A 23,505-nucleotide genomic window follows, 5' to 3' on the forward strand; every position below is an offset into this window, starting at 1 on the left:
CAGGCAAGACCAAGGCAGGCAGCCCTAGCATCAGACACATCAAACGCACAGCCGGGACCGCCCCGAGGCCGGATTTTGTTCTCCCTCACCTGGCAAAGGCGCCAGTACTCGGTCTTCCGAAAGTTCACCAGACAACCCGGTTTACGGGACCTTCGGTGTCCCTAGCGGGCGATCGGACAGCTTGGCAAGGGCGCTCCGTTTCTGTACGACGACGCTCCGGATTTGGCTAGCAACCAAGTCCGGGTCTTCATGCGCCCAAAAGCGCAACACTGTCCATCCAGCCAGACTAAGCAGTTCAGTCGTCTCAAGATCGCGGGCTCGATTAGTGTCGATCTTGAGACGCCAATGGTCGACATGCGAACCCGGCTCTCGATAGTGCTCCGGGCACCCGTGCCAGAAACACCCGTCTACAAATACAGCTACTTTGACCCCAGGGAATACTAAGTCAGCGGTGCGTCGTACTTCACGGAGCGGCTGTTCGGCGACCCGGTATCGCAGCCCGAGCGCATGAACAGCCCTACGAATGGCCAGTTCGGGCTTAGTATCCCTCGACCGGTTGCCTTGCATAACCTTCCGTGCGGCCGGACCAGATGCCCAGCTAGGGGCCTTCATCTACTAACCATATGCCCGCACGGCGGCCCCGAATCGACAGGGGATAGAACCGGATATATACACTCAAAACGTAGCCCTCTAGGAGGGCCAACGGGGATCAGCGAACGCTATTCGCGCCTATCGCTGGTCGGGTGTCGAGTCTGGCCGGCGCATGCCCCACGACGCCCAGGCACATACAGGGTTTCAGTCTCCTGACGTCGCCGTCGCGAAACTTCCGCCAGATTCATCGACGGCTCGCGCCGCGGAAAGATCCTTCCACGACTTCTGCAGGGGGCCAGCCCATTCCGGTTCAATGTCGACGGCGTGAGCGAACAAGCCACCCACGTGAGATTGATAATCCTCTACGGAGGCATACCCTCGGGAAGCGGAATATTCGTCCGGTCCGAAACGTGCGCATCCGTAGACATGCCATTTCAGAGTCTTCTTGAAATCTCCACGCAATCGCACTCGGTCAGAGTCGACTAGCAGGCCCAGCACCACGAGACGAGATCCCGGTGGGCTGATGCGGATCTTGTCCTCGTGCATGCTGAAATGGTTTCGAGCAATTTCGCCACGCGCGCTTTGAATGAGGGCGAAGGCGCTGGCTCGGGAGAAGCCCGATTTCGAAGAAAACGTTAGATCGTCCGAGTAGCGTGTGTACTCGAGTGCGTTCCTGCTTGCCAATCGCGACATTGAGCGGTCCAAGTTTTCTGCGACAAGGTTCGCGAGCATCCCGCTCGTCGGTGCCCCTTGCGGCAGGTAGTCGAGTGGGGTCGGACCCGTCAAAGCGCCGAGACTGCCTTTATTGACCCTCGTGCAAAGTTTTGCCAGCTGCACCGAAGTGATTTCGTCACACCCGACTTTCCGGAATATCCTCGCAACCCGCCGTGCGTCGATGGAGTGAAAGAAGTCCTGCAGATCAAGCTTCACGAGCCAGCGTGCCCCGACGTGGACACGGGCACAGTCCCCGACGGAAACGCCCTTGCGATACGCGAAACTGGATGCCCCAGCGTGCGAACCGAGAAACATATGGTCCAAGATCCACCGTTGAGCTTTGGCCAAATCCGGTTCGGGTGCCGCGATTGTGCGCACCGACCCCCTGGCCTTGGCAACTTGGAATTCGCGATAAGGGTCGATACTGCGCGCAGCCACATCTCGGAGGTACGCCGGCCGGAGGCCTATTTCCAACGCAAGATGATCCAAATCTGGGGTCGGGCGCTTATTGATTAACATTGGTCGCCCTCGCAGCTGGACTCGGGCCCTGCTGCCGGATCTGAGGGAAGGGAATGAAGCGAACAGGACCGTCAATGTCTACATGATCGGAACGATGAAGCGACAAAACTCGTATTTCAAAGCCAGCTCAATTGGCTGGCCCAGCGTATCGCGAGACGCTTATAGGGCCTCCCCCGCCAATCCGGATTGGAAAGTGAAGCCCATGCTAGATATTGACGATCCTGTTCTGAGCGGAACTTACCGAAGCGGACGCAGGCACGTCAAATCCAAGGTCCATCTAGGTTCGGGACATACTCGGGTCCTACAAGGACCCCGTGGCCTCCGCCTCGCTGGATGCGATCCCGGGCCCCGCCGAGCTACCTATATCCTTAATCCGTCGAGGTTGCTTCGTGGCTGACAAGAGCAGCCCATGCGGCAACTTCGGACAGCCGTGCAATGCCACTTTCCAGGACCTCGGACCATCAGATGGCCTGAATCATGAGGTTCAGGACGCGACCAGCTCCCCCAGCAATCCCAAGAATTGAACGGTATGGATCACGACGCAACAATCCTTAGCCTCTTCGCCGGCATCGGGGGCTTTGAGCAGGCTTTTCGGAAAGCCGGGTTTTCGGGCGACGTGCTGGCCTACGAAAACTGGCCATCAGCCCAATCCGTCCTCAGCAAGCGCTTTCCTTCCGCCAGCATGTTCGAAGACGTACAGGACCTGCCGGAAAAGCTGCACGACGCCGAGATCGTGACAGCGGGTTTCCCCTGTACCGATCTGTCCTCTGCGGGAAGGCTTGCCGGAATCTCCGGCGACGCTTCAGGCCTCATCATCGGTGTCCTGCAGGCAATCCAGTCGCAGAAGCCTGAGTGGGTCCTGCTCGAAAACGTCCCCAACATGTTGCGACTCAAGGGGGGTGAGGCGATGTCCATCATCGGCAGCATGCTCAGCGACGCCGGCTACAGCTGGTGCTACCGCACTCTCGACGCTCAGCATTTTGGGGTTGCACAACGACGTAAACGAGTCTTCCTCCTTGCCAGCCGCCACCAGGGCCCGGAACGCGTTCTGTTTCGGGACTATGCAGCGCCTTCGGAAGGAAGACGGAGCACCACAGACCGGATCCAGAAGGCTCATGGCTTCTACTGGACAGAGGGGAATCGCGGCGTTGGCTGGGGCAACGGTGTTGTGCCAACGATCAAGGGATCTACCACGGCGGGAATCCCCTCGGCCCCGGGCGTCTGGCTTCCCGGGAAGCCCATCGAATCGAAGTTCCGGACCCCGTCCATTGAAGCCTTGGAAACCCTGCAAGGCTTTCGCCCGGGCTGGACCAGCGCAGCGCCGTCACGGGACCGCTGGAAGCTCGTTGGCAACGCAGTCGCTGTCCCGGCGGTGCAGTGGATCGCAGAGGGGCTGAGGGCATATGACCAGCTAAGTACCGTCGAGCTCCCCCGGGAACTTGATGTGAAACAAGGATGGGGCTCGGCGGGAATCTCGGTCGGTGACCACGTGCGGCGCGCAAAAGTCTCGGAAGCTCCCGTCACGGGACCTTTGCGCCGGACGTTCACCCTCCAAGGGGTTCTTGAGGAGAGGGGCTCAAACGCCCTTTCTGCGAAGGCGACGCGAGGGTTCGCCTCGCGGCTGCTCCGAAGCACCCTCCGCTACCAGGACGCCTTCATGCAAGACCTCAAGGAGTATGCCTCCCTCTGATGTCGGGGCTGGTGTGTATAAATAGTAGGAGCATCAACGAAATCGAAAAATGGGGGAGCATTAATGACAGTCGCGCCTGCGGCGTCGGCAGTTCACGACGAGCTGCCTGAGGTCGGTCAATTGGTCACGGTTCGGGGTTCAAAATGGATCGTCACCGACGTCGCAGCCCAGGCACTGGAACGCTCCAGCGCAGACGATGGCAAGGCTGAGCTCCAGCACGCAGTGTCGCTCCAGTCGATCGAGGAAGAGCACTACGGCCACGAGATGACTGCCATCTGGCAGCTTGAGCCGGGACGGGGCGTCATTCTTGACCAAGGCCTCCCCACGACGGTCGCCCCAGATCAGTTCGACGATCCGACCACGTTCGCTGCCTACGTCGATGCTCTCCGCTGGGGTGCTCTGACCTCGGCGGACGCCCGGACGCTACAGGCCCCCTTCCGCAGCAGCGCAACCATCGAGGCCTACCAGCTTGAGCCGCTGCGCCGTGCGCTGGAAGCACCTCGAGCGAACCTCCTCCTTGCCGACGATGTCGGTCTCGGCAAGACCGTCGAAGCCGGACTGGTGGTGCAGGAGCTGCTTCTCCGCCACCGCGCCCGATCGGTCATCATCGTGTGCCCGGCCGGCCTCGTCATCAAGTGGCAGGAGGAGATGCGCGACAAGTTCGGTCTCGGCTTCGAAATCGTCAACTCCAACACCATGCGCGACTTCCGCCGACGCTTCGGAGTGCACGCGAACCCGTTCATCCTTTTCCCCCGGGTGATCGTCTCTATGTCCTGGCTGCCATCACCGCGAGCCGAGCGACTCCTCCGAGATGTGTACGCCCGGGCCGACGACAAGCGTGTTGCCGACCGGTACGCCTTCGATGTCGTGATCGTCGATGAAGCCCACCACGTTGCCCCGGCCACACCATCGCGAGGCGGCAATGACAAGAGCCGCTACGCCGTCGACAGCCAGCGCACGGTGTCCGTCCGCGAACTCGCGAGGCGCTGCGAACACCGGCTCTTCCTCAGTGCCACCCCGCACAACGGTTACACCGAATCGTTCACGGCCCTCATGGAGATGGTCGACCCGCAGCGCTTCGCCCGCGGCGCCGATCTCGACGCCAAGGCGCTGCGCGAAGTGGCCGTTCGCCGGCTCAAGAAAGACCTTCCTGATGAGGGCTTCCAACTGCGGGAAGTGCACGCCCTGCTGTTCCAGCCCTCCGACGACGAGTCTGAGGCCTACGACCGGCTGATCGCGTTCACCAAACGGCGCAACGCCGCCGTAAAGGCCGAGAAGGGCAAGCGCGCCGCAGACCTCGCGACTCTGATCCTGAAGAAGCGGTTCTTCTCCTCGCCAACAGCATTCGCCTCGACCGCCGAAACGTATCTCGCCACCCGTCTGCGTGGCGACGACGACATCGACTTGCCTGACTACGACGAGGTGCTCGGCGACGAAGCCTCCGACGAAGAAGAAGGCCGCCTGGAGCAGCCTGAGCTTGAAGCACTCCGCACAGCACAGCGCGCACAGGTTCCGCTGACCGATGAAGACGTCGCGGACCTTGAGTGGCTCATCGACTGGGGATGGCGCTACGCCTCACTACCTGACACGAAGCTCCAGGCGCTCATAACCTTGATCCGAGGTCAGCTGCTCACTCCAGAGGGAACCTGGCTAAACGAACGCGTCGTCATCTTCACCGAGTACGTCGCCACGCTCAACTGGATTCGCGATGTCCTCAACGCGTTCGACCTCGGAGGTGACCGCCTTGCGGTGATCGAGGGTTCAACCGATGCCGAAGAGCGCGAACTCATCCGCGTGCGCTTCACCGAGAACCCTTCCAAGGACCCCGTGCGGATCCTGATCGCGACTGATGCCGCGGGTGAGGGCATCGACCTGCAAACACACTGCCACCGCCTGGTCAGCTTCGACATCCCCTTCAACCCCAACCGCCTTGAGCAGCGAATCGGCCGCATCGACCGATATGGGCAGACCGAATGCCCGCAGATTTACCACCCTGATCCGGAAGACAAGTCGTCTACCTCCTCGAACTACGCCAGGGACACCGACTATCTTGCCCGAGTCGCCCGCAAAATCTCCCGTGTGCAGGAAGACCTCGGGTCCGCGGGCGACATCATCGATCCGGATATCCAGCGAAAGCTTGGCTACGGAGACTTACCCGCCCGGCCGAAACTAGTCAAGGGCTCCGGCGAGCAAATCATTCAGACTGCCATGCAAGGCGAACACAATCTCCGCCGTGAACTAACTTCCCTTGCAGACAGGCTTGAGAGTTCCCGTGACCACCTTCACCTGCATGACCGCAATCTGCGCCGCGTTCTGGAAACCGGGCTGCGGGTGTCCGGACAGCCCGGCCTCATTGGTGTGGCCGACGACGACGAACAGGCTGACCTCTACGCGCTGCCGTCCGGACTCGACCGGACCTGGACGCCGGGGCTGGAGGGGCTGCGCACTCGTCTCCGCCCGGATCTGGAACGCCCCATCACTTTCGATGGTGAAGAGGCGAAGGGTCGCACCGACATAGTCTACGCCCACTTGGGTCACCCGCTTATCCAACGCGCCGCGCGTGAACTGCGCGGCCAAATCTGGACCCGCTCGAATCACATCCACGGCGTGAGCGCCGTGGTAGTCGACGGGCTGGAGCAGTCCTTCGTCGCCGGCGTCGCACGCCTGGTCGTTGTCGGGGACGGCGGCACTCGCCTCCACGAGGAAGTGTTCCTTGCAGGCACAAGGCTCACTCGACGCCAGGAACTCGGCGTCGAACGCTCGGAGGATCTTCTGGTCACAGCGCTGGACGCCGAGAAGTTGACTTCACCTGCCCCCGGAGTGCTCGCCGGACTGGCCGATCTTTGGAATTCAGATGGCGCAGACGACGGCGGCATTCGCCAGCGCGTCGCCGACGCCGTCGCCTCCCGGGCTCAGAGGTTGCGCAGCGGGATCGAGGAGGACCTTGTCAAGCGCAAGACCGCCGATCTCGAACGTGTGAACGAGGTTTTCACCCGGTTCCGCCAGACATTGGCGGGCACGCTCGACAATGCCGAAGAGCGCAAACGCGAGCTTGAGGACATGCTGTTCCACGAGGAGCAGCGCCAGCGCGAGAAGGACTTGATAAACATCAGAAGGCGTCTCGACGCCCTCGCCGAGGAGCAGCGCGATGAGCGGGACGCCGTGTCCAGGCGCTACGCCAATCTTCAACCGCACACATTTGTCGCCGCGGTCGTGTTCGCACTGAGCCCGGCAGATGCTGAGAGACTGGGGAAGAACGATGGCAACTAAGGACCCTTGGGAGTGGCTGTCTCTCGTCGACGTTGATGGGCCGTTCCTTTCGCGCGCAGCCCTCAAATCGGTGTTCCCCAACGGACTCGACCGGCCGTACAACGCCATCGACGACGTCAACAGCACCTTCATCTACGAGCACACTGTGTGGTCAAAGGTGTGGACCGCCCGTCAAGGTCAGCCAGGTCCCGCTCAGGACTTCGCTTCGCGGGACCGCTGGGTCACGTCAGTCCTCCGCGATCTTCTGCAGTGGGGCGACTACCTCGACGAGCATCCCGACTCCACGATCGTCGCCAGTTCGCCTGATGGGGACCTGACCGTACGCCCCTGGGCCGCGCTGGACGCCGGTGACGGCCGGGCCGCCCTGGTCGTAGTCGTCGACCCGACCGACGATCTCCGACGAACCGGCGCCGACGGGTGGGCCGCCGACGCCATCGACCGCACCGCCGCCCTCCTGCGCGAAGCGAAAGTCAGTGTCGGGCTCGTCACCGACGGCCGCTGGTGGGGCATCGTCTCCGCCGTCCGCGACGTCACTACAGCGAGCGGCGTCTTCGATTCGCTCATCTGGCGTGAGGAACGGGACAGCAGGGACGCATTCCTAGCCCTCGCCGGACTCGTCTCGCTCGCTGGCGGCGCCGCCGAGAAGCGTCTGCCGAAGTTGTTCGAGCTCAGCGTCGCCAGCGCCGAGGCAATCACCGAGGCCCTGGGCGACCAGGTCCGTCGCGCGGTAGAACTCGTCCTCCAGGCCATGTCCGAGTCGCACTTGCGGGCCATCGCCAACGGGGAGGAATCGCCTCTCCCGGACGACAGCAAGCAGGTCTACGAAGCGGCCGTATCCGTGCTCATGCGCGTCGTCTTCCTCCTCTTCGCCGAGGAACGCGCCCTGCTGCCGCAGCACCAGATGTACCGCGAGTCTTACGCCATTTCCGGGGTGCGCGTCGACTTGGAGCACCACGCGCAGAACGACACCGAAGAGGCCCTCGACCACACCTGGGAGACCTGGCACCGCCTACTCGCCGCCAGCACCGCAATCTTCTCCGGCGCCACATTCGAAGACACCCGGATGCCGGCGTACGGTGGATCCCTGTTCGACCCGGCCCGCTTCCCATGGCTACGGACGACCAACCCACAGGGGCAGCTCTCCGTCCGCGTCTCCGACCGGGTCATGCTCCAAGTCCTCAAGGCCGTGCAGATCGCACATGTAGGCGGCGAAGCCCGCCAGCTGTCATTCCGCGACCTCGACGTCGAACAGATCGGCTACGTCTACGAGGGTCTGCTCGGCTATTCCGCCGAATACACCCGGGACGTGGTCGTCGGACTCCAAGGCAAGAGCGGGTACGAGCCCGAAATCGCTTTGACCGAGTTGCGCACGATTGTCGACGCCGCGACCAACGGAGCAGACTTTGCCAAGAAACTCATCGACCATCTGGGCAAGACCCAACCCAATGCGAAACCCGCTACAGCACGACAAATCGCGAAAGCGTTCGAGGCGGACGACGAAACGACTGCCGCCGACGCCCGCACCCGCCTCGGTTTCGTGCTGCTTGGCCACACCGAGTTGGTCGACCAGCTCGCGCCGCTGCACGCCCTAATCCGAAACGACCTTCGCGACTTCCCGTACGTGGTCCCGGAGAACGGACTTGTAATGACCGAGTCCCCGCAACGAGCTAACACAGGTACCCACTACACCCCCCGGTCGCTCGCTGAGGAGGTGGTACTCCACGCGCTGGAACCCCTTGTCTACTCGCAAGGGCATCTTCTTGCCGATGAAGACAGCGACCGGGTCCTCAAAAGTTCGACGGAAATTCTCAACCTCAAGATCGCCGACATAGCCGCGGGTTCCGGAGCGTTCCTCGTCGCGGCCGCGAGGTACCTCGCGGATCGACTCATTGAAGCTCGCGCGAAGGAAGGACTCAGCGCCGACGCAAATGGCGACTCCAGGCGCTGGGCAATCCGTGAAGTAGTTGCTCGCTGCCTGTATGGGGCTGACATCAACGGCATGGCCGTTGAAATGTGCAAGCTCTCGCTCTGGCTAGTCTCTATGGATCCCGGAAAGCCGTTCTCATTCGTTGATGATCGTGTCTTCCATGGCAATTCGCTGCTCGGAGTCACCACGGAGCGACAACTTCGCGCCCAGCACATCGACCCACCTCATAGCCGAATCCTGCAAAGGAAGCTTCTTCAGCTCGACATCGACAGGGACCTCGCACGGGCGGCGCAGCTCCGCCGAGAACTGTCCAGCGGCCAGGTCGACGATGGGGATCGAATGCGCTCCACACGTGCCAAGCGCAGTCTTCTGGCAGAGTCGCGCGAAGTGACCGTCCGGCTCCGCGATGTCGCCGACGGCATTATCGCTGCCGGACTCCGTGAAGGGGGTAAACCCGGGAAAGGCCTAGACGGACGATATGACGATCTCGCTGATGCCCTGTACATGGCCTACCCGCAGCAGGATGTGACCGGTGATCGTAATCGACTCGACGCTATCCTGGCCGCTGGCCTCACTCCGACAGTGGACACTGACGACGCCCGATGGCGACCCCTGCATTGGGTTATCGAAGCGCCCGACGTCATCATCGACCATGGTGGCTTCGACGCAATAATCGGCAATCCCCCATTCGTCGGAAGCAGGTTTCTCAGTGGACTCCTCGGCAAGAACGTACGCGAATGGATGACCAACGTCGTCGCAATGGGAACTCAAGGACTCGGAGATTCTTTTGCCTACTTCGTGAGACGGAGTGCAAGCCTTGTAGCCGAGAGCCACGGGATTATTGGTCTCCTTTGCAAGGACTCGATTGCGGCGAAGGAGAATCGTAAGGTGGCGATGTCGCCGCTCTTGGAAGAAGGGATGCGCGTATATTCTGTCGTCGGGCCGCGAGAATGGCCGACCCAGAGCGCACACCTGCGGTACATCGTCTTTTGGGCCAGTCGGCACTTCGGGTCAGCCCGACCAACATGGAATGGTCAGACAGTGGACACTATCGGTGCGAATCTGGCTCCCTCAGCGAGGTCCATCAGCAGCTCCCCCGGCGAACGGCTCCCGCTGCCAGAGAACAAGGGTATGGCGTTCGTCGGGACCTATCCCAATGGAGTTGGTTTCCGGCTAACACCCGAGGAAGCAACTCGAATGGTTACCAGCGACGCGGTAAACGCCCAAGTCATTCATCAATACTTGGCAGCCAGCGACCTTTACCTCGCTCGGCCTCCCGTAGCGTCCGATTCGATCATCAAATTCGGAAACCGATCGATTGAGGAAGCTTCCACTTTTCGGGCACCATTTGAACGGGTAGAAAGATTAGTCAAACCTGAGCGGGCTACGAAGAAGCAGGCGCGGTTGAGGGACTATTGGTGGCAATTCAAGGCAAATGCAGACCAGCTATATCGTGGCATATCGGGCCTCAAGTACTACTTGGCGATTCCTCAGGACGGCAAGACTCTGATGCCGGTAAGAATTCCTTACTCCGACAATATTGTAATTGACACCAAGATCACCGTCATCGCTTTAGAGTCTCCCGCCGAGTTCGCTCTCTTATCCTCTGCAATACATCGCGTCTGGGTAGCTTCAGATTCCCACGGGTTAATTGGCTCGCTCAAGTACCTACCTAGAGCTTTTGAGACATTCCCGATGCCTCGGGTTTTGCTAAATGGCTTACATGCCGCCGGAGTCGACCTAGAGGCAGCCCAAAGTGAGGCGATGCGAGTCCTGGGCACTGATATGCGAGGGGCGTACACCGCGCTTACGCGATCAGGGCGTGAGACCAATGTGGAAGCACTACGCGCGCTATGGAGCGCCCACGAACGCGTCGACGCCTTAGTACTTGGATCCTACGGATGGCACGATATCCCCTGGCAGGCCAAAATCGTTGAGATAGGTGGAGTCAGTCAGCTTCTTCTTTCGGACGATGCGAATGAACTCGTCCTGAACCGTCTCCTTGACGAGAACCACCGCCGAGCGGCCCTTGAAGCGCAGAACGGCGGAAAGTCGGTCGTCGCGATGGAGCTCGACCTTGATCCGGAGACTGCCCCCGAAGGAGCGATGTTCTAAATGAACACCCAGACAGTACCCCTCCAACCGGCGACCTCCGCCCAGGTTCGGGACGAGCTCATCGACCTATTGGAGCGCGATCTGATCGGGCCGTGGGGCGGGCCGGACGAGACGGTCAATGGCACACCGCGTGCCCGGTACTTGGTAGGAGCGCTGGCGCCCGTCTCGATCAGCGACGACGACCCGCTGCCTCAGGCAAAGGCGCAGCCAGTAGTAGAGGGCCCGGAAGACTTCCGTGGCGTCGACGTTCCGGCAGTCCTGGACGCAGATGCAAGCCGTGACGTCCAAGGCGTTGTGGACGAGCCCGACGAATCCATCGCAGACGCTGGCGGAACCGACACTGACGAAGACCGCGGCCCGGAGTCCAAGCTCATCGCGCCGTCATCGATGGGGCTCCGCTTCCAGGTAGGGCCCGACGTGGGCAGCCTCGTTTTCACCGCGCGGTGGGGTCAGTACGAGTCCCGCCGGGAGACCGACGAGGACGGCCGCACGCAGACTTTCTACGACCGGACGGACCACGTCGTGCCGCAGACGATCGACATTGCGGCGGTCGGCGCTGGTAAGACGCTTACCGAAGTGATCGTTGAGGGCCACGTCGCGATCTCGGTCGAGGTCTTCGAGCACGACGGGCTGCGGGTGGTCGAAGCCGCGCTCCAGAACACCAAGGTAACCGGCAAAGAGCTCCCGCCCAAGGTCTGGCTGTTCCAGACCGAGCTGGAAGTCAGCGCCGAGGACGAGAGCGCAGTCTTCCGTCCCACCCGCGACGCGCTTGAGCAGGCACGTGACTTCGGCGACCCCGAGGTGCTGCAGCTCGATCTCCTGTACCGCGATCGCCTTGAATTCGCTGTCGGCCGCACGGCCTCCGCCACCTGGACCCTGCCGGATCCACAGTCCCGCACAGCCACTTCGGTGCGGACCACTTGGCTGCCCAGCGCCGAGGTCCCGCAGACCCTTGCACCAACCATCGAAGGCGCCGAGATGAGCATGCGGCTGCTAATGGATGCGTCTCCTGACCAGCTTGAGCAATACCTGACGCCGTTGATCGACGGCTACGAGACCTGGCTCGGTAGCCGACGCCTCGACGCTGCGGCTCTGCCCAAGCACCTCCATAAAGTCGCCGAAAGCGGAATCGAAGACGGCGAGGACGCGCTTAAGCGCCTGCGCGGGGGCCTCGGTCTGCTGACCAATACTGATCCGAACGCTCATGCAAGCGGGCAGGCTCGAAGAGCCTTTGCTTTCATGAACCGCACTATGCGCGAACAGCGCATTCGCTCCCAGATCGCGGGGCTCCGGAACGCAGATCGCGATATCACCGTCAAGGAGGCGACCGCAGCCATCGACGAGAAGGGTGATGGCGCTGCTTCATGGCGCGCCTTCCAGCTCGCGTTCATCCTGATGCAGCTGCCGTCGATCGTCGACCCGACGGTGCCTCGGCGGTCCGGTGACTTGCCCCGAGCGGAGCTCCTGTTCTTCCCCACCGGTGGTGGCAAGACCGAGGCCTACCTGGGGCTCGCTGCTTTCACGTTCGGCATCCGCCGCCTCCAAGGCGCCATTGAGACGCCCGGCGGCCTGATTGACGGCCGCGACGGTGTCGCCGTGCTGATGCGGTACACGCTCCGCTTGCTCACCTCTCAGCAGTTTCTGCGTGCCACCACGCTCATGTGCGCCGCTGAAGTAGTGCGGCGTGAAGACCCAGCGACGTGGGGCCAGGAACCGTTCCGCATCGGCCTTTGGGTAGGCTCAAGCGTCAGCCCGAAACGCTTTGCTGAGGCGGAGCAACAGGTGCGCGACGTGCGCAACGACGACGGCAACTCCGCCTACGGACTCACGGTGCTTCAGTTCAGCAGCTGTCCCTGGTGCGGTACGCCGATCAACCCCAAAGCGGATGTCGTTGCCGTGAAGACCACTCAGCGGATTCACGTGTACTGCGGGGATAAGCTCGGACGGTGCCCATTCTCCGCCGGCGGCAGCGCGGTTGAGGGGCTTCCCGTACTTACCGTGGACGACGAGATCTACCGCAACCCGCCAACTTTCCTACTGGCAACCGTCGACAAGTTCGCGAGACTGGCACGCGAGGGTGCGGCGGCGAGCCTGTTTGGCTATGTGTCGCAGCGGTGCGAACGGCACGGCTACAAGCACCCGGACACAGTGACCTCTGTATGCGGAGCTAGCGGTCACACCGCAAAATCGGAGGGCGGGAGAACCTATCCGAAGGCCGCAGTGAAGGATGTGGACCGTCTGCGTCCCCCGGACCTCATCATCCAGGACGAACTTCACCTCATCACCGGCGCGCTCGGCACTGCAGTGGGATTATTCGAAGGAGCGATAGACACGCTTTCAACGTGGGAGTACGGCTCTGCCGACAGCCCCGCGTTAGTGAAGCCCCTGGTTATCGCCTCAACCGCGACCGTGAGGAACGCCCGGGATCAGGTGATGAAGCTCTATGCACGCCAGGTGCAGATCTTCCCACCCCAGGTCCTATCAGTGACAGACACCTACTTCTCGAAGGAAGTCACTACCAGTGAGAAGGACCCCGGCCGGCGTTACGTCGGAGTTTGCGCTCACGGGGCCCGTCTGACCCTGGCGGAGATCCGAGTCAGCGAAATTCTGCTCCTCGCCGGCCAGAAGTTGTTCGACTCCCATGGTGCGGCGGCCGAGCCATACGTGACGCTAGTTGACTACTTCTCAGCCACCCGGGAGCTGGCCGGCATGCGCCGCTATCTCGAAGACGACATCGTCACCCGAACCAGCAACCCCGACAAAGACTCTGGTTACCCCCGGCGGGGGTCCAGTGGGCTGCGGATCGGCGAGCTGACGTCCCGCATCTCGTCAGCGGATATTTCGAAGACGCTCACCACCCTGGGTGTTCCGTTTGACCCGGACCGGGATACGAGTGAGGCTAAACGGGAATACGGTGTGCGGGCCGCAGCCGCCAAGAAGGCCGGCAAGAAGCTCCCTCCCCGGGACATGCCGTATGACGTGGTCCTCGCTACCTCCATGCTCCAGGTAGGTGTGGACGTGCCGCGGATTGGCTTGATGCTGGTGGTTGGCCAACCGAAGAACACTGCGGAGTATATTCAGGCGTCGTCGCGCGTTGGCCGTGAAGCCTCCAAACCCGGCCTAGTCGTGACGCTCGCCAACCGGTCCCGGCCGCGGGACATGGCGCACTATGAACAGTTCGAGCACTACCACGACACGTTTTATGCGCACGTCGAAGCACTGTCGGTGACACCGTTCTCAGATGCCGCTTTGGAACGGGGCCTGACTGGCGTACTGGTATCGGCGGCCCGCGTCGCCGACCAACGGAATGAGCCCTCGCTGTCGCCCGAAATCGGGGCTGGGACGATCGTGCAGCGGCGAACGTTCGTCGACACCCTTGTCGACCGGCTCGTTACACGGATCAGAATTGCCAGCGGCGGGAATGACGCGGTAGCGGACGCCGCCAAAAGCAAGCTCATCCTGCGCCTCGATAAGTGGACGGACGAGTCGGACAAGTGGTCAGGCGCCTTGACTTATCAAAAGGACTCCCTGGGCGGTGGGCAGATCGTGTCACCCCTGCTGGTGAGCCCGGAGACAGTGGTTCCCGACGAAGACACCCGGCTGTTTCAAGTGGCCAACTCGATGCGCGAAGTTCAGCCCGAGATCAATCTCCTTGTAACACCGATCGTTGGCAGACTAGCGGAGCCGCTAAGTGCAGCTGCGCCGAAATGGGTCTTCTCGAAGAAGGATGCGAAATGAGTCAAGTCGTAGAGGAAGAGGCATCCAGCGTCGCCGGAGTGGTGGCCAACCCGTTTGGGGAGCTGGAAGCCGCCGGCGCGAAGATCCACAGCCGCGTCGGCTCGGTGCGACCCAGCGCCCTGCTGTACACCTCGGGCATAGGGGCCACGGTGGACATGCCTCACATAGCAGTGATGCCTCAAGGGCTCGATGCTTGGGAGCTCGCTTACTCGAAGCAGGGCGGCCCGCAGCTGGTCTTGGTGCCGCGGCTGCTTGCGGCAGTCCGCAAGATGTTGCCTCGCGTTGACGAGCTGCGGCAACCCCCCTGGGTGCCGGAGAAAGCCCATGAAGGTGGCACCCCGATCGGAATCCCGACCCGAGTGTTCCCTCAGTGGCTTCGCTGCACCGGCTGCGACCTGTTGGCGCCTATCTCGGAGTCAACCAAGTTCGAGTTCGTGAACACAAGCAAGCACCGGCCTGACAAGGCGCAGTTCGTGCACAAAGCGTGCAAGGGTCGCCCCAAGAAGGGCCAGAAGCAGGGCACTTTGGAAGCGCGGCCGCGCCTGGCGGTGCCTGCACGTTACTTGATTGCCTGTACCGACGGGCACCTCGACGAGTTCCCCTATGTCGAGTGGGTACACGGCGCCGACGGCGACCCCGTGAAGTGCAAGGTCGCCAAGCCTGAGATGCGAATGATGGAATGGCGCTCAAACCTCGGACCGCAGGTGAAGATCTCCTGCGTGGCCTGCGACGTCTCACGGAACATCGCAGAGCTCACGCGGGCCGGCGGAGAAGAGATGCTTCCCGACTGCCGCGGCCGGCACCCGCACCTTCCCACTTACGCGCCGGCCGACAATCCGTGTCAGGCGGACGTCCGGCTGATGCTGCTAGGCGCCGCGAACCAGTGGTTCCCCGCCTCGGTGAGCGTGCTCGTGCTGCCCGCACGCAAGCACATCACGGGCGCGGATGTGGCCGAGACAGTGAAGGGATTGCCGGCCGTCACCTTCGCAGATGTGCAGACGCTCGACGATCTACTGGCGTGGCGGAAGTTCGGCCCGAAGGACGTCCGCTCGATCTTTGACGGAGTTGCTGATGACGCCCTCTGGAACGGAATCCAGGTCGCTCGAGGCCAAGTTGTCGCCGATCCCGAGTCCTCGCCCTCGGGCTTCGATCCGATCAGCCTGCTGGAACCGGAGTGGGACACTCTCGTCCACCCGGAGGATTTCGAGCGCGAAGACCGAAAGGCTGGCTTCCGCGTGCGGCCGGTGGAGGTGGCATCGGCCCTGCGGCCGGTTCTGTCCCACGTCGTCGCGGTGGAGAGGGTCAAAAAGGCCAATGCGTTCATCGGTTTTACGCGCATCGATGCCTTGGACCGTGTAGGCGACGCTCCCAACCGGATCGCTCCGCTCGTCCAGTCAGGGAAGCCGAAGTGGGTTCCCGCAACGGAGGACCGAGGCGAAGGAGTATTTCTGCGCTTCGATGAGGACGTGATTCGCGCCTGGGAGGACGGCGTACTCGGATCCAAGGTGTGGGAGTCCCATGTGGCCGCTCACGAGCGCAACGTCAAAAGGCGCCAGAGTCGCACCGCGGTGGCGATCGATCCGGCAGACCGAATGCCGCCGCCGCGATACTGGGCGCTGCACACGATGTCGCATTTGCTCATCCGTGAGATGGCAATGTCCAGCGGCTACGGCTCGGCATCGCTATCTGAGCGTCTTTACGCATGGCGTGAGACGGACGACCGGGAGGCTGCCGCAGGAATTCTGATCGCCACGACATCCCCCGACAGCGAGGGAACTCTCGGGGGGTTGGTTGATCTGGCCAGAACGGAGCGGCTGGAAGGGGTATTTCGGGATGCGCTGCGGCGAGCGGAACGGTGTTCTTCGGACCCTATCTGTGCGCATCGGGTGCCCAACGGTCAAGAGGATTTCCTACACGGTGCGGCCTGCCATTTCTGCCTGTTCGTGTCGGAGACGTCCTGCGAGAAGGCTAATCGCTTCCTTGACCGGCGCTTCGCACTAACGCTGAATTCAGGACCTGAGTACGCGGTCGATGGTCTGCTCCAACCGGTGCTCGAAACCTTCGGAGGCTAGGCGTCGTGGCAGATGCATTGCTTCAGTTGGCGCAGGCCCTGTCTGCCTCACAGGCGACGAGCATAGCCGCATCATTGGAAATCGACGGGCGGCTGGACCGAGCAACATCATTTTTGTCGGACTCCTCGGGTGCCGCGGTCGAGCTGCTGGGGCAGGCACTGTCATTGCTTGGCGATTCAGCAATCTTGGCGTCGGTGCTAAGGGGATATGCTTCTGCGTCGGGGCGGGCACCCGCCCCGCCGCGAGCCGTCTGGAGTGGTCCGAGCTTCCCGGGCGACGGCGACCACACGACTGCAGCTGTCGCGCACCTGGTAGACGAAGCTAAGGAAGACGTTCTCGCCTCGACTTACTCCGCATCGATCGACTCGCCGTTCGTCCAGGCCTTATGGCGAGCAATCGCCAGAGGTGTGTCCGTGACGCTTGTTCTTGAGGGGTCCAAGATGGCCGAAACAGCCATCCAACTCCAGGACAAGCTCCAGGGCGCGCGTTTCCTGAAGTACGTACCACCGAATAGGCAATACGGTCTTCAACACTCAAAAGTCGTCATAGTTGATTCTGCCCTCGCCCTCGTAACGAGCGCTAACTTCAGCGATGCCGCCGCTCACCGAAATCTGGAAGCCGGCGTTCTCATTCGCGATCCACTTTTTGCCTCGAAACTCAGACAGCGCTTCACATCTCTGCATAAGTCTGGGTCGCTTAAGGATCTGCAATCCAATGCTGCAAAAGTCTGACCTCCAAAGGAGTCGAGCGCCCGACCATATGATGGACTGCGGTCATAATTAAGAAATGAAAACATCGCTTGATGATCGACACCGTCCAACTATCCTCGTATGGGCAGCATTGAGCGTCGGTGAAGCTCTACCCCACGCGCAGGACGAAATCAGCTATCTCAGGGACTTTGAGCGGAAAGGCCTCTGTCGAACCATAGTCATGAAAGACCAGCCTTGGAAGATGCTGTCGGCAGCCCTATTGGAGCATGCGCCTGACATATTCCATTTCATTGGACACGGGGACAAGAGGGAAACCTGACATTCAACGCCGGTGGCGCACTTAGCTGGAGCCTCGAACCTCATGATTTGATGGCGATCCTCAAGGCGGCGCCAGATGGGGGCCCCCGGGGTATCTTTCTGAACGCATGCTGGTCGTCAAGCCGGGCCCCTCACCTGACGCCGGCAGACAGGTGGCTCGTCAGCATGGATAGACCGATATCTGATGACGTCGCGGCCCTTTTCGCGGATTATTTCTACACGAACATGTTGTTGCCCACAGGTCCGCCATCTCCGCATGCCGCACTCAAACTCGCTCAAGAAAACCTTCGAGTTTCCGGAGCTTCAGACGGTGATTTCGTTCAGTCAGCTTGGCTGAGTCAGACGGGTGGTCTCGTTCGCGACGACGGAGAGCTGGAAGTTGTCGACTTCGTTCGCGCGGCCTTCAACCGCAATGCTTTTCGGACACCGGCCGTCCAAGAATTGACGCTGGACTCTCTGAGAGTGGCTCTAACCGACGTCTCGATGGCTCTTGCAACCGGACGGCTCGTTACCAGAGAGACACGACATGTTTTCCGCTTGATTAAACTTCCCCGGCTCCATATGCCTGATTTCGATCGATTTGCCAGTGCTGTAAGGGATGCAATGAATCGAGTCAATCGCTCACTGGCAGTTCTCGGCGAGAAATTTCCCGAGTTCAATTCATCACCGTCCGCCTCCGTCATGGTCTCAACCGGCGATCTACCTCAGGTTCTTCGACTCATGGACGAACTGGACCGAGCCCGTAATCAGGTCATCAAAGTTCTCAACGACTACCTAAGGGAGCATAGCCTTACCGTTTTCGCGGAGATTCCGATGTCCTCGCTAACAGACACTGCAAAGTATCTGCAAAACAAATTCAAGTGATGAGGTTGTCGACACATGGGTGGGCCGACTGGATGAATACGCCCCAGCCGTGGTCTGCCATCTTCGATTTCGTCAGCCCAGCAGTCGAGCTGAGCCGCCAGGCGGCCGCCGCGGATGGCGCCACCGGACGGCAAACCGTCCCATCTCTCCGGCGTCTTCCTAAAGACCGATCTTCCGTGGAGTCTGGCGTGCATGTTCCGCTGAGAGGAACCAGCGGAAGACAACCAGGACACTTTCGTCGACCTTTCCCTTGAGAGGCCGGCCAAGGCACTCACTTGGTGCTCTAGCAGGGACCGTTCCCGGCGGAGGAACGCCTTGAGCTGCACCGCAACGGCTGAACCAAGTAGTTCGAGAAACCGAAGACGTGTTAGACATTCGCGCATGCGGGAGCCTGGCCTGCGGCATCTGCTTAAACGAAGGGAACGGCCCCTGAGAGACCGCTCTATTCGCGTGGCAACGCGGTGTCGGCCCCGAGCGGCCCGCCGGCGTCGATGCCATCGGCCTTCAGCTCTCAATGGCCGGGACGATCTTCTCCGCTTCCTCGCCGGAGCCTAACCTGGGGGACTGCTGAAGGTTTGATTGACACTTTGCCGGTGAGGATTTGATCCTTGCGGGTGGAAGGATGTTCTTCATGCCCAAGCCTTTCCTGAAGAGTTCCGCCGCGATGTCGTCGCGGTTGCCCGCGAGGGCGAAGCGCCGATCACGCAGATCGCCAAGGACTTCGGTGTTTCGCCCGCTGCCCTGCACCGCTGGATGAAGATCGCTGACAGAGAAGACGGGGTGAAGTCCGGGGCGGGGTCCGATGACGCGGCGAAGCTGCGGGAGGCCAACAAGCGCATCCGGCTCCTGGAGCAGGAAGCGGAAGTCATGCGCCGTGCGGTGGCCTATCTGTCCCGGGACATCAATCCAAGAAAATGATGTACCCCTGGTCCGCGAGCTTGCTGCCAGGGACGCCCCGATCAGGGGCCCCGTGGCAGTGTCCTGCCGGGTACTGAATTTCTCCAGACAGGCTTACTACCAATGGGCCACCAACCCAGTCCCGGCACGGGACTGGGAGGAAGCGCACCTGATCACCGCCGCCATCGACCACCACCGCGACGATCCCGCCGCCTTCGGATACCGGTTCATCGCCGATGAGATCAAGGCCGGTCCCGGACCGATGGCCACCGAACGGCGGATCTGGCGGCTGTGCTCCCTGAACGGGATCCTCTCGGTGATCCACCGCCGCCGCAGGTCAGGGCTCAAGGCCGGCCCGCCGGTCCACGATGGCCTCATCGAACGGGACTTCAGTGCCACGGCACCGAACCGGAAGTGGCTGACGGACATCACCCAGAACCACGCCGCGGAGGGGAAGCTGTATCTGTGCGCGATCAAGGACCTGCACTCGAACCGGATCGTCGGGTACTCCATGGACGGGCGGATGAAGCGTCCCTAGCCGTTGCCGCCCTGGACCGCGCCGTGGCCCTCAGGAAACCGGCGGGCACTGTGGTCCAGCGACCGACCGCTGATCCCAGTTCAGATCCCGCAAGTTTGTCCTGGCCCTGACCACCTACGGGCTGCACGGATCCATGGGCCGGGTCGGGGCACGCGGTGACAACGCGGCGATGGAATCGTTCTTCTCCCTGCTTCAAAAGAACGTCCTGAACCGGAACGATGGGAGACTCGGGCCGAGCTCCGGCTCGCCATCCCGACTTGGATCGAGCGCAGCTACCACCGCAAACGCCGCCAGCGCGCCCTTGGACGGCTGACACCCATCAAGTTTGAGACAATAAAAAACGCGGCCTCAGCCGCGTAAGAAATCCCAGCTGTCAACTAAACCTTGAGCAGTCCCGAATGCGTCAAGAACATCCATCACAACAGTGCTGCGGGCCCCTCACGTCTAAAGACACGAGCCCGAATTCACCACCAACCGCGGAGAGCCAATTTGATCGATGTCGATGACAACGCGGGAGCGGGAAGCCGTGGAGGATTCCGTAAGCCCGCCAACATCCTGCACACGCGGTGTCTATGGGACTGACTGAAGTTAGGCCGGACAACGCTGGTCTGAGTGACTAACGTTCAGGAAGTTACTGTACCCATTTGTTCCGTCGAGTGGCGGTCAGGATGTCAACCTGCTGAGCATTAGGCCCTGGCCCTTTCGTAGGCCGCATCCTGGATTTCCCTCGACGGACCGGGCCATACGGCAGCGATTGCTTCTCCCATAGACCTGGAGCGTTCTCTGATGTGGGCGTCTGTCCAGCTATCACGATGGTCGTGGACTAATCTCCTGTTGAGCACTAGCAGGCTGAAAGCTTCGAGCAGTGCTCGTTTACCCTTGCCGGGTTCTCCGCCCTCAGTAAGTCCCGTTGACTCTTCGTCTGTCCACGGACGATTGGACAGCGAGCCGTTGAGTGACTTGGTCACAAGCGTGAGATTGCCAATAGTGTTCACGAATCGGTCACGACGTGCGGCCTCTTCAGGTGTGAGTTTTGGCGACGAATCCCAGTATGCTCGCCAGCCTTGCGGCATGACGTGCTCGATCTCCAATCCTTTAGGAAGTCCAACTGCCTCATGCATAGTGCTTTGGTCGCGAAGCTGTTGTTCCACGGCGCCCAGGACTACCCGCAATCGCGCCTGACGGATGTTACCGTAAAGCTTCAGACCGGGAAGTGCCGTCAGCATCTCTTGATCCGAGGGCCAATAACGGGTCTCGGCAGTCTGTTCGGAGAGGAAATCTCTAATTGCAAACCCAGCATCATGAGACTCAATTCCCTCAAGCGACTTGAGAATCGCGACCATAAAGCGGTTTACATCTTTTGCAGTCTTCCTGAGGAGCGTACGTCGGATAACCCAACTCTCGATGGCGTCAAGGGCAATCCGGAGCTGGTCGCGAGGAACCGAGTGGTTTTCGGAGAGTAGCCAGAGCAAGACTGGAGTGGTAGCCGCAAGCTCCATCGTCCCTATGACACGGGAGCGAAATCGTCCTTCGGGTGTCCCCACGTCAAGTTGGCTGAGATTTCGATAGGTATCGGCGTCCTTCCGCAGCTCCGCGAGCAGGGCCTCAGCACCGTCGATAGTAGCCAGTTTCGACTCTGCGTAGTTAGCGAAAACTCGGAAGACCAGCTCCGATTTAACTTCTTCCTGCAATCGCATAGTCAGCCAATATTGTAAGAAGATGTCCACACGCGACCGAACATGGCGACCTTGGGATAGCTCTTCCCGCCACCATTCGGCGTCAAAATCGGACCAGTGCGTCCTGGACCACCTGTCCACGTCAGCACCAACCTGCTCCCCCTTTCGGAATACCCAGTTCTTGATGAGGTCCGCCTTCAGCAGTGGCGTGCCGCGGTCGTTGAGAGTCTCGAAGATCAACTGCGAGTCTTCATGCCCCGACAAGTCGATGGCGACGACGAGCAGTCGATGTTCAAGTGTTGAACAGAGTTCGTCGGCGCGGAGAGCCTCAGTACCGGGTGGGACGACTCCGTCATCATCCGGTACTCCCGACAGCCACCGCTCTACCTCGGTGCGAAAAAAAGTGTGAGCCTCGACCACACGGTGCTCCTCTACCCTCGGCTCCTCTGGATCCATGGCATGGGCGAACGCGGAACGATCCGCTTGCGACGGCCAGAGCTTGAATCGCTCCACGCGGCCTCTAAAGGTTGACGCCTTATTCAGTATCAGCTCTTCAAGCTTCTCCGATTCTTCCTCATGTCCGCGTTCCGAGACGACTTGATGCACGGCATCGAGTAAGAGCTGGAGCGTCGTCATGCGCTGTTGGCCATCAATGACGAGGTGTCGCGTCACATCGCCGGAAGATGCTTTTTTCGATTCGTAAACCACCGCGCCCAGGAAGTGATTGGGAATGGGAGACTTGCCACCATCAGAAAGGTGGCTTTCAGCAACGCGGACTACATCGTTCCACAGCGGCGCCCACTGGTTCTCCTCGTCCCAAACATATGGGCGTTGGAACGCGGGAATCTCGTAGTGTCGCCGACCCTCGAAAAGATCCCGCGGGCTTCTGGGGTGAGATTCCATTATTTGCACCTTCCGAATTCACTGCTCTTGTATCGCACATCCTACGCAAGTCTTAATAGGTACAACGTCGGCAGCAGCTGGCCCGTCGTTGGGGATTTCCTTTAAGAAAACTGCGAAAGCTACAACGCCATCGTCTACTTCGATCATCATCGATGATGTGGGACCAGAGCCGCGTGACACCTAAGCGCGGCGAGCGTAACGCGAGTGAACCTCTCTAGTCAGACTTACTAAGGCCTGCAGTTTCTCATCCTGCGTTGGTTTCCTCGGCATCTTTCCGAGCTCGGCAGCTAGCTTGTAAAAACCGGCGCCCTCATCGTTTGAGCCCCTGTGCGTAACGAGCGCCGAGAGCATAACGCCGTGTTCCGCATTAGTCCTAACAGAGATTTCACCGAGCATCCGGCCAATTGCCGCGCGGTCCGACGCCAGCCCATAATCGAAGGGTCTCAGTCCCGTTCGCTCCGAGATTGCGCGGTTCAAAGAGCTGTAGTCCGTCATGCCAGCTTTTTCGGCCACTGTCCCTAGAAAGCTCTCCGCGGCATCCCGCATCTCTTCCCATTCATCTCCACTGCGTCCGTAAAGACTGTTCCCTCTGTTCACCTTCTCGCCCAAATTCGTCACATGCGTGATCCTAACCCGCCGGAGGCTACTCTGTTTTCCTGACGCACCGGTCAACACCTCCGGCGTCAGCATCTCCAGCCGCTGCGGCCGGCAGCAACCATGTACCCGAACGCAGTTTCCTCATGGGCTCTCCTCCCAAGCGTCAGAAACAGGCAGTTCGACTGCTGGTTGACTCGTGCGCGCCCACAGCCTCAGAACAATGGGCACAAATCCTGAACTTACTGAGAGCGGGCGTCACGGGCGGCAGCACAGTCTTTCCTGCCCGCTCAACGTGTGTCAGATTTCCGGCAGGAAGCGCTGAACAGCAGCTGGCAGCCATCAGGACCTCGTTGGCCTGTTGGCCGC

11 protein-coding genes and 1 pseudogene are annotated in these 23,505 nt (G+C 61.0%); 8 read left to right on the forward strand and 4 right to left on the reverse strand.

The genetic code is table 11. The features are described 5' to 3' along the window. Positions 1 to 141: 141 nt before the first annotated feature. Both AC1DHY_RS10415 and AC1DHY_RS10420 read right to left on the reverse strand, forming a co-directional pair. Complete coding sequence (locus AC1DHY_RS10415) at positions 142 to 612, reverse strand: very short patch repair endonuclease (RefSeq protein ID WP_476903575.1); 471 nt, start codon at positions 610 to 612, stop codon at positions 142 to 144. A 183-nt stretch (positions 613 to 795) separates the two neighbouring features. Next, positions 796 to 1,824 (reverse strand): reverse transcriptase family protein, encoded by a 1,029-nt coding sequence (locus AC1DHY_RS10420; RefSeq protein ID WP_476903576.1) that lies wholly within the window; start codon positions 1,822 to 1,824, stop codon positions 796 to 798. 529 nt (positions 1,825 to 2,353) lie between these two features. On the opposite strand from AC1DHY_RS10420, the gene AC1DHY_RS10425 reads away from it, so the two are divergent. From AC1DHY_RS10425 to AC1DHY_RS10460, 8 genes and pseudogenes are all read left to right on the forward strand, one after another. Then, positions 2,354 to 3,514 (forward strand): DNA cytosine methyltransferase, encoded by a 1,161-nt coding sequence (locus AC1DHY_RS10425; protein WP_476903577.1) that lies wholly within the window; start codon positions 2,354 to 2,356, stop codon positions 3,512 to 3,514. Between the two features lie 63 nt (positions 3,515 to 3,577). Then, positions 3,578 to 6,784 carry a DISARM system SNF2-like helicase DrmD gene (gene drmD / locus AC1DHY_RS10430; RefSeq protein ID WP_476903578.1) on the forward strand — a complete coding sequence of 1,069 codons (3,207 nt, stop codon included), beginning with the start codon at positions 3,578 to 3,580 and terminating at the stop codon, positions 6,782 to 6,784. Beyond that, entirely contained in the window at positions 6,774 to 10,826 is a 4,053-nt protein-coding gene (locus tag AC1DHY_RS10435; RefSeq protein WP_476879135.1) for an Eco57I restriction-modification methylase domain-containing protein, read from the forward strand. Before drmD ends, AC1DHY_RS10435 begins: the two co-directional genes overlap by 11 nt. Next, the gene (gene drmA, locus AC1DHY_RS10440) at positions 10,827 to 14,564 is read left to right on the forward strand and encodes a DISARM system helicase DrmA (RefSeq protein WP_476879136.1); all 3,738 of its coding nucleotides are present in this window, start codon (positions 10,827 to 10,829) and stop codon (positions 14,562 to 14,564) included. It begins immediately after the preceding gene. Beyond that, a complete protein-coding gene (gene drmB / locus AC1DHY_RS10445; protein ID WP_476879137.1) occupies positions 14,561 to 16,636 on the forward strand; it encodes a DrmB family protein in 2,076 nt (691 codons plus the stop codon). The genes drmA and drmB overlap by 4 nt, the downstream gene beginning before the upstream one ends. 5 nt (positions 16,637 to 16,641) lie before the next feature. Continuing rightward, positions 16,642 to 17,367, forward strand: coding sequence for a DISARM system phospholipase D-like protein DrmC (drmC, locus tag AC1DHY_RS10450; protein WP_476879138.1), 726 nt, complete (start codon positions 16,642 to 16,644; stop codon positions 17,365 to 17,367). A 462-nt stretch (positions 17,368 to 17,829) separates the two neighbouring features. Next, positions 17,830 to 18,528 carry a hypothetical protein gene (locus tag AC1DHY_RS10455; protein WP_476879139.1) on the forward strand — a complete coding sequence of 233 codons (699 nt, stop codon included), beginning with the start codon at positions 17,830 to 17,832 and terminating at the stop codon, positions 18,526 to 18,528. A 642-nt stretch (positions 18,529 to 19,170) separates the two neighbouring features. Beyond that, a pseudogene (locus tag AC1DHY_RS10460) lies at positions 19,171 to 20,323 on the forward strand (IS3 family transposase); the annotation flags it as partial. A 326-nt stretch (positions 20,324 to 20,649) separates the two neighbouring features. Here AC1DHY_RS10460 and AC1DHY_RS10465 read toward each other — a convergent pair. Beyond that, on the reverse strand, positions 20,650 to 22,542 hold the full coding sequence (locus AC1DHY_RS10465; RefSeq protein WP_476903579.1) for a DUF262 domain-containing protein: 1,893 nt from the start codon (positions 22,540 to 22,542) through the stop codon (positions 20,650 to 20,652). Between the two features lie 180 nt (positions 22,543 to 22,722). Next, positions 22,723 to 23,160 (reverse strand): hypothetical protein, encoded by a 438-nt coding sequence (locus AC1DHY_RS10470; RefSeq protein WP_476879176.1) that lies wholly within the window; start codon positions 23,158 to 23,160, stop codon positions 22,723 to 22,725. Positions 23,161 to 23,505: the final 345 nt, after the last annotated feature.

Source organism: Arthrobacter sp. 05L44 (assembly GCF_056397605.1).

Excerpts from the sequence above, each read along its gene's own strand:
- drmD (WP_476903578.1), top strand. The coding sequence starts at position 3,578 with ATGACAGTCGCGCCTGCGGCGTCGGCAGTTCACGACGAGCTGCCTGAG.
- drmB (WP_476879137.1), top strand. The coding sequence starts at position 14,561 with ATGAGTCAAGTCGTAGAGGAAGAGGCATCCAGCGTCGCCGGAGTGGTG.
- AC1DHY_RS10435 (WP_476879135.1), top strand. The coding sequence starts at position 6,774 with ATGGCAACTAAGGACCCTTGGGAGTGGCTGTCTCTCGTCGACGTTGAT.
- drmA (WP_476879136.1), top strand. The coding sequence starts at position 10,827 with ATGAACACCCAGACAGTACCCCTCCAACCGGCGACCTCCGCCCAGGTT.
- AC1DHY_RS10415 (WP_476903575.1), bottom strand. The coding sequence starts at position 612 with ATGAAGGCCCCTAGCTGGGCATCTGGTCCGGCCGCACGGAAGGTTATG.
- AC1DHY_RS10420 (WP_476903576.1), bottom strand. The coding sequence starts at position 1,824 with ATGTTAATCAATAAGCGCCCGACCCCAGATTTGGATCATCTTGCGTTG.
- AC1DHY_RS10455 (WP_476879139.1), top strand. The coding sequence starts at position 17,830 with ATGGATAGACCGATATCTGATGACGTCGCGGCCCTTTTCGCGGATTAT.
- AC1DHY_RS10425 (WP_476903577.1), top strand. The coding sequence starts at position 2,354 with ATGGATCACGACGCAACAATCCTTAGCCTCTTCGCCGGCATCGGGGGC.
- AC1DHY_RS10465 (WP_476903579.1), bottom strand. The coding sequence starts at position 22,542 with ATGGAATCTCACCCCAGAAGCCCGCGGGATCTTTTCGAGGGTCGGCGA.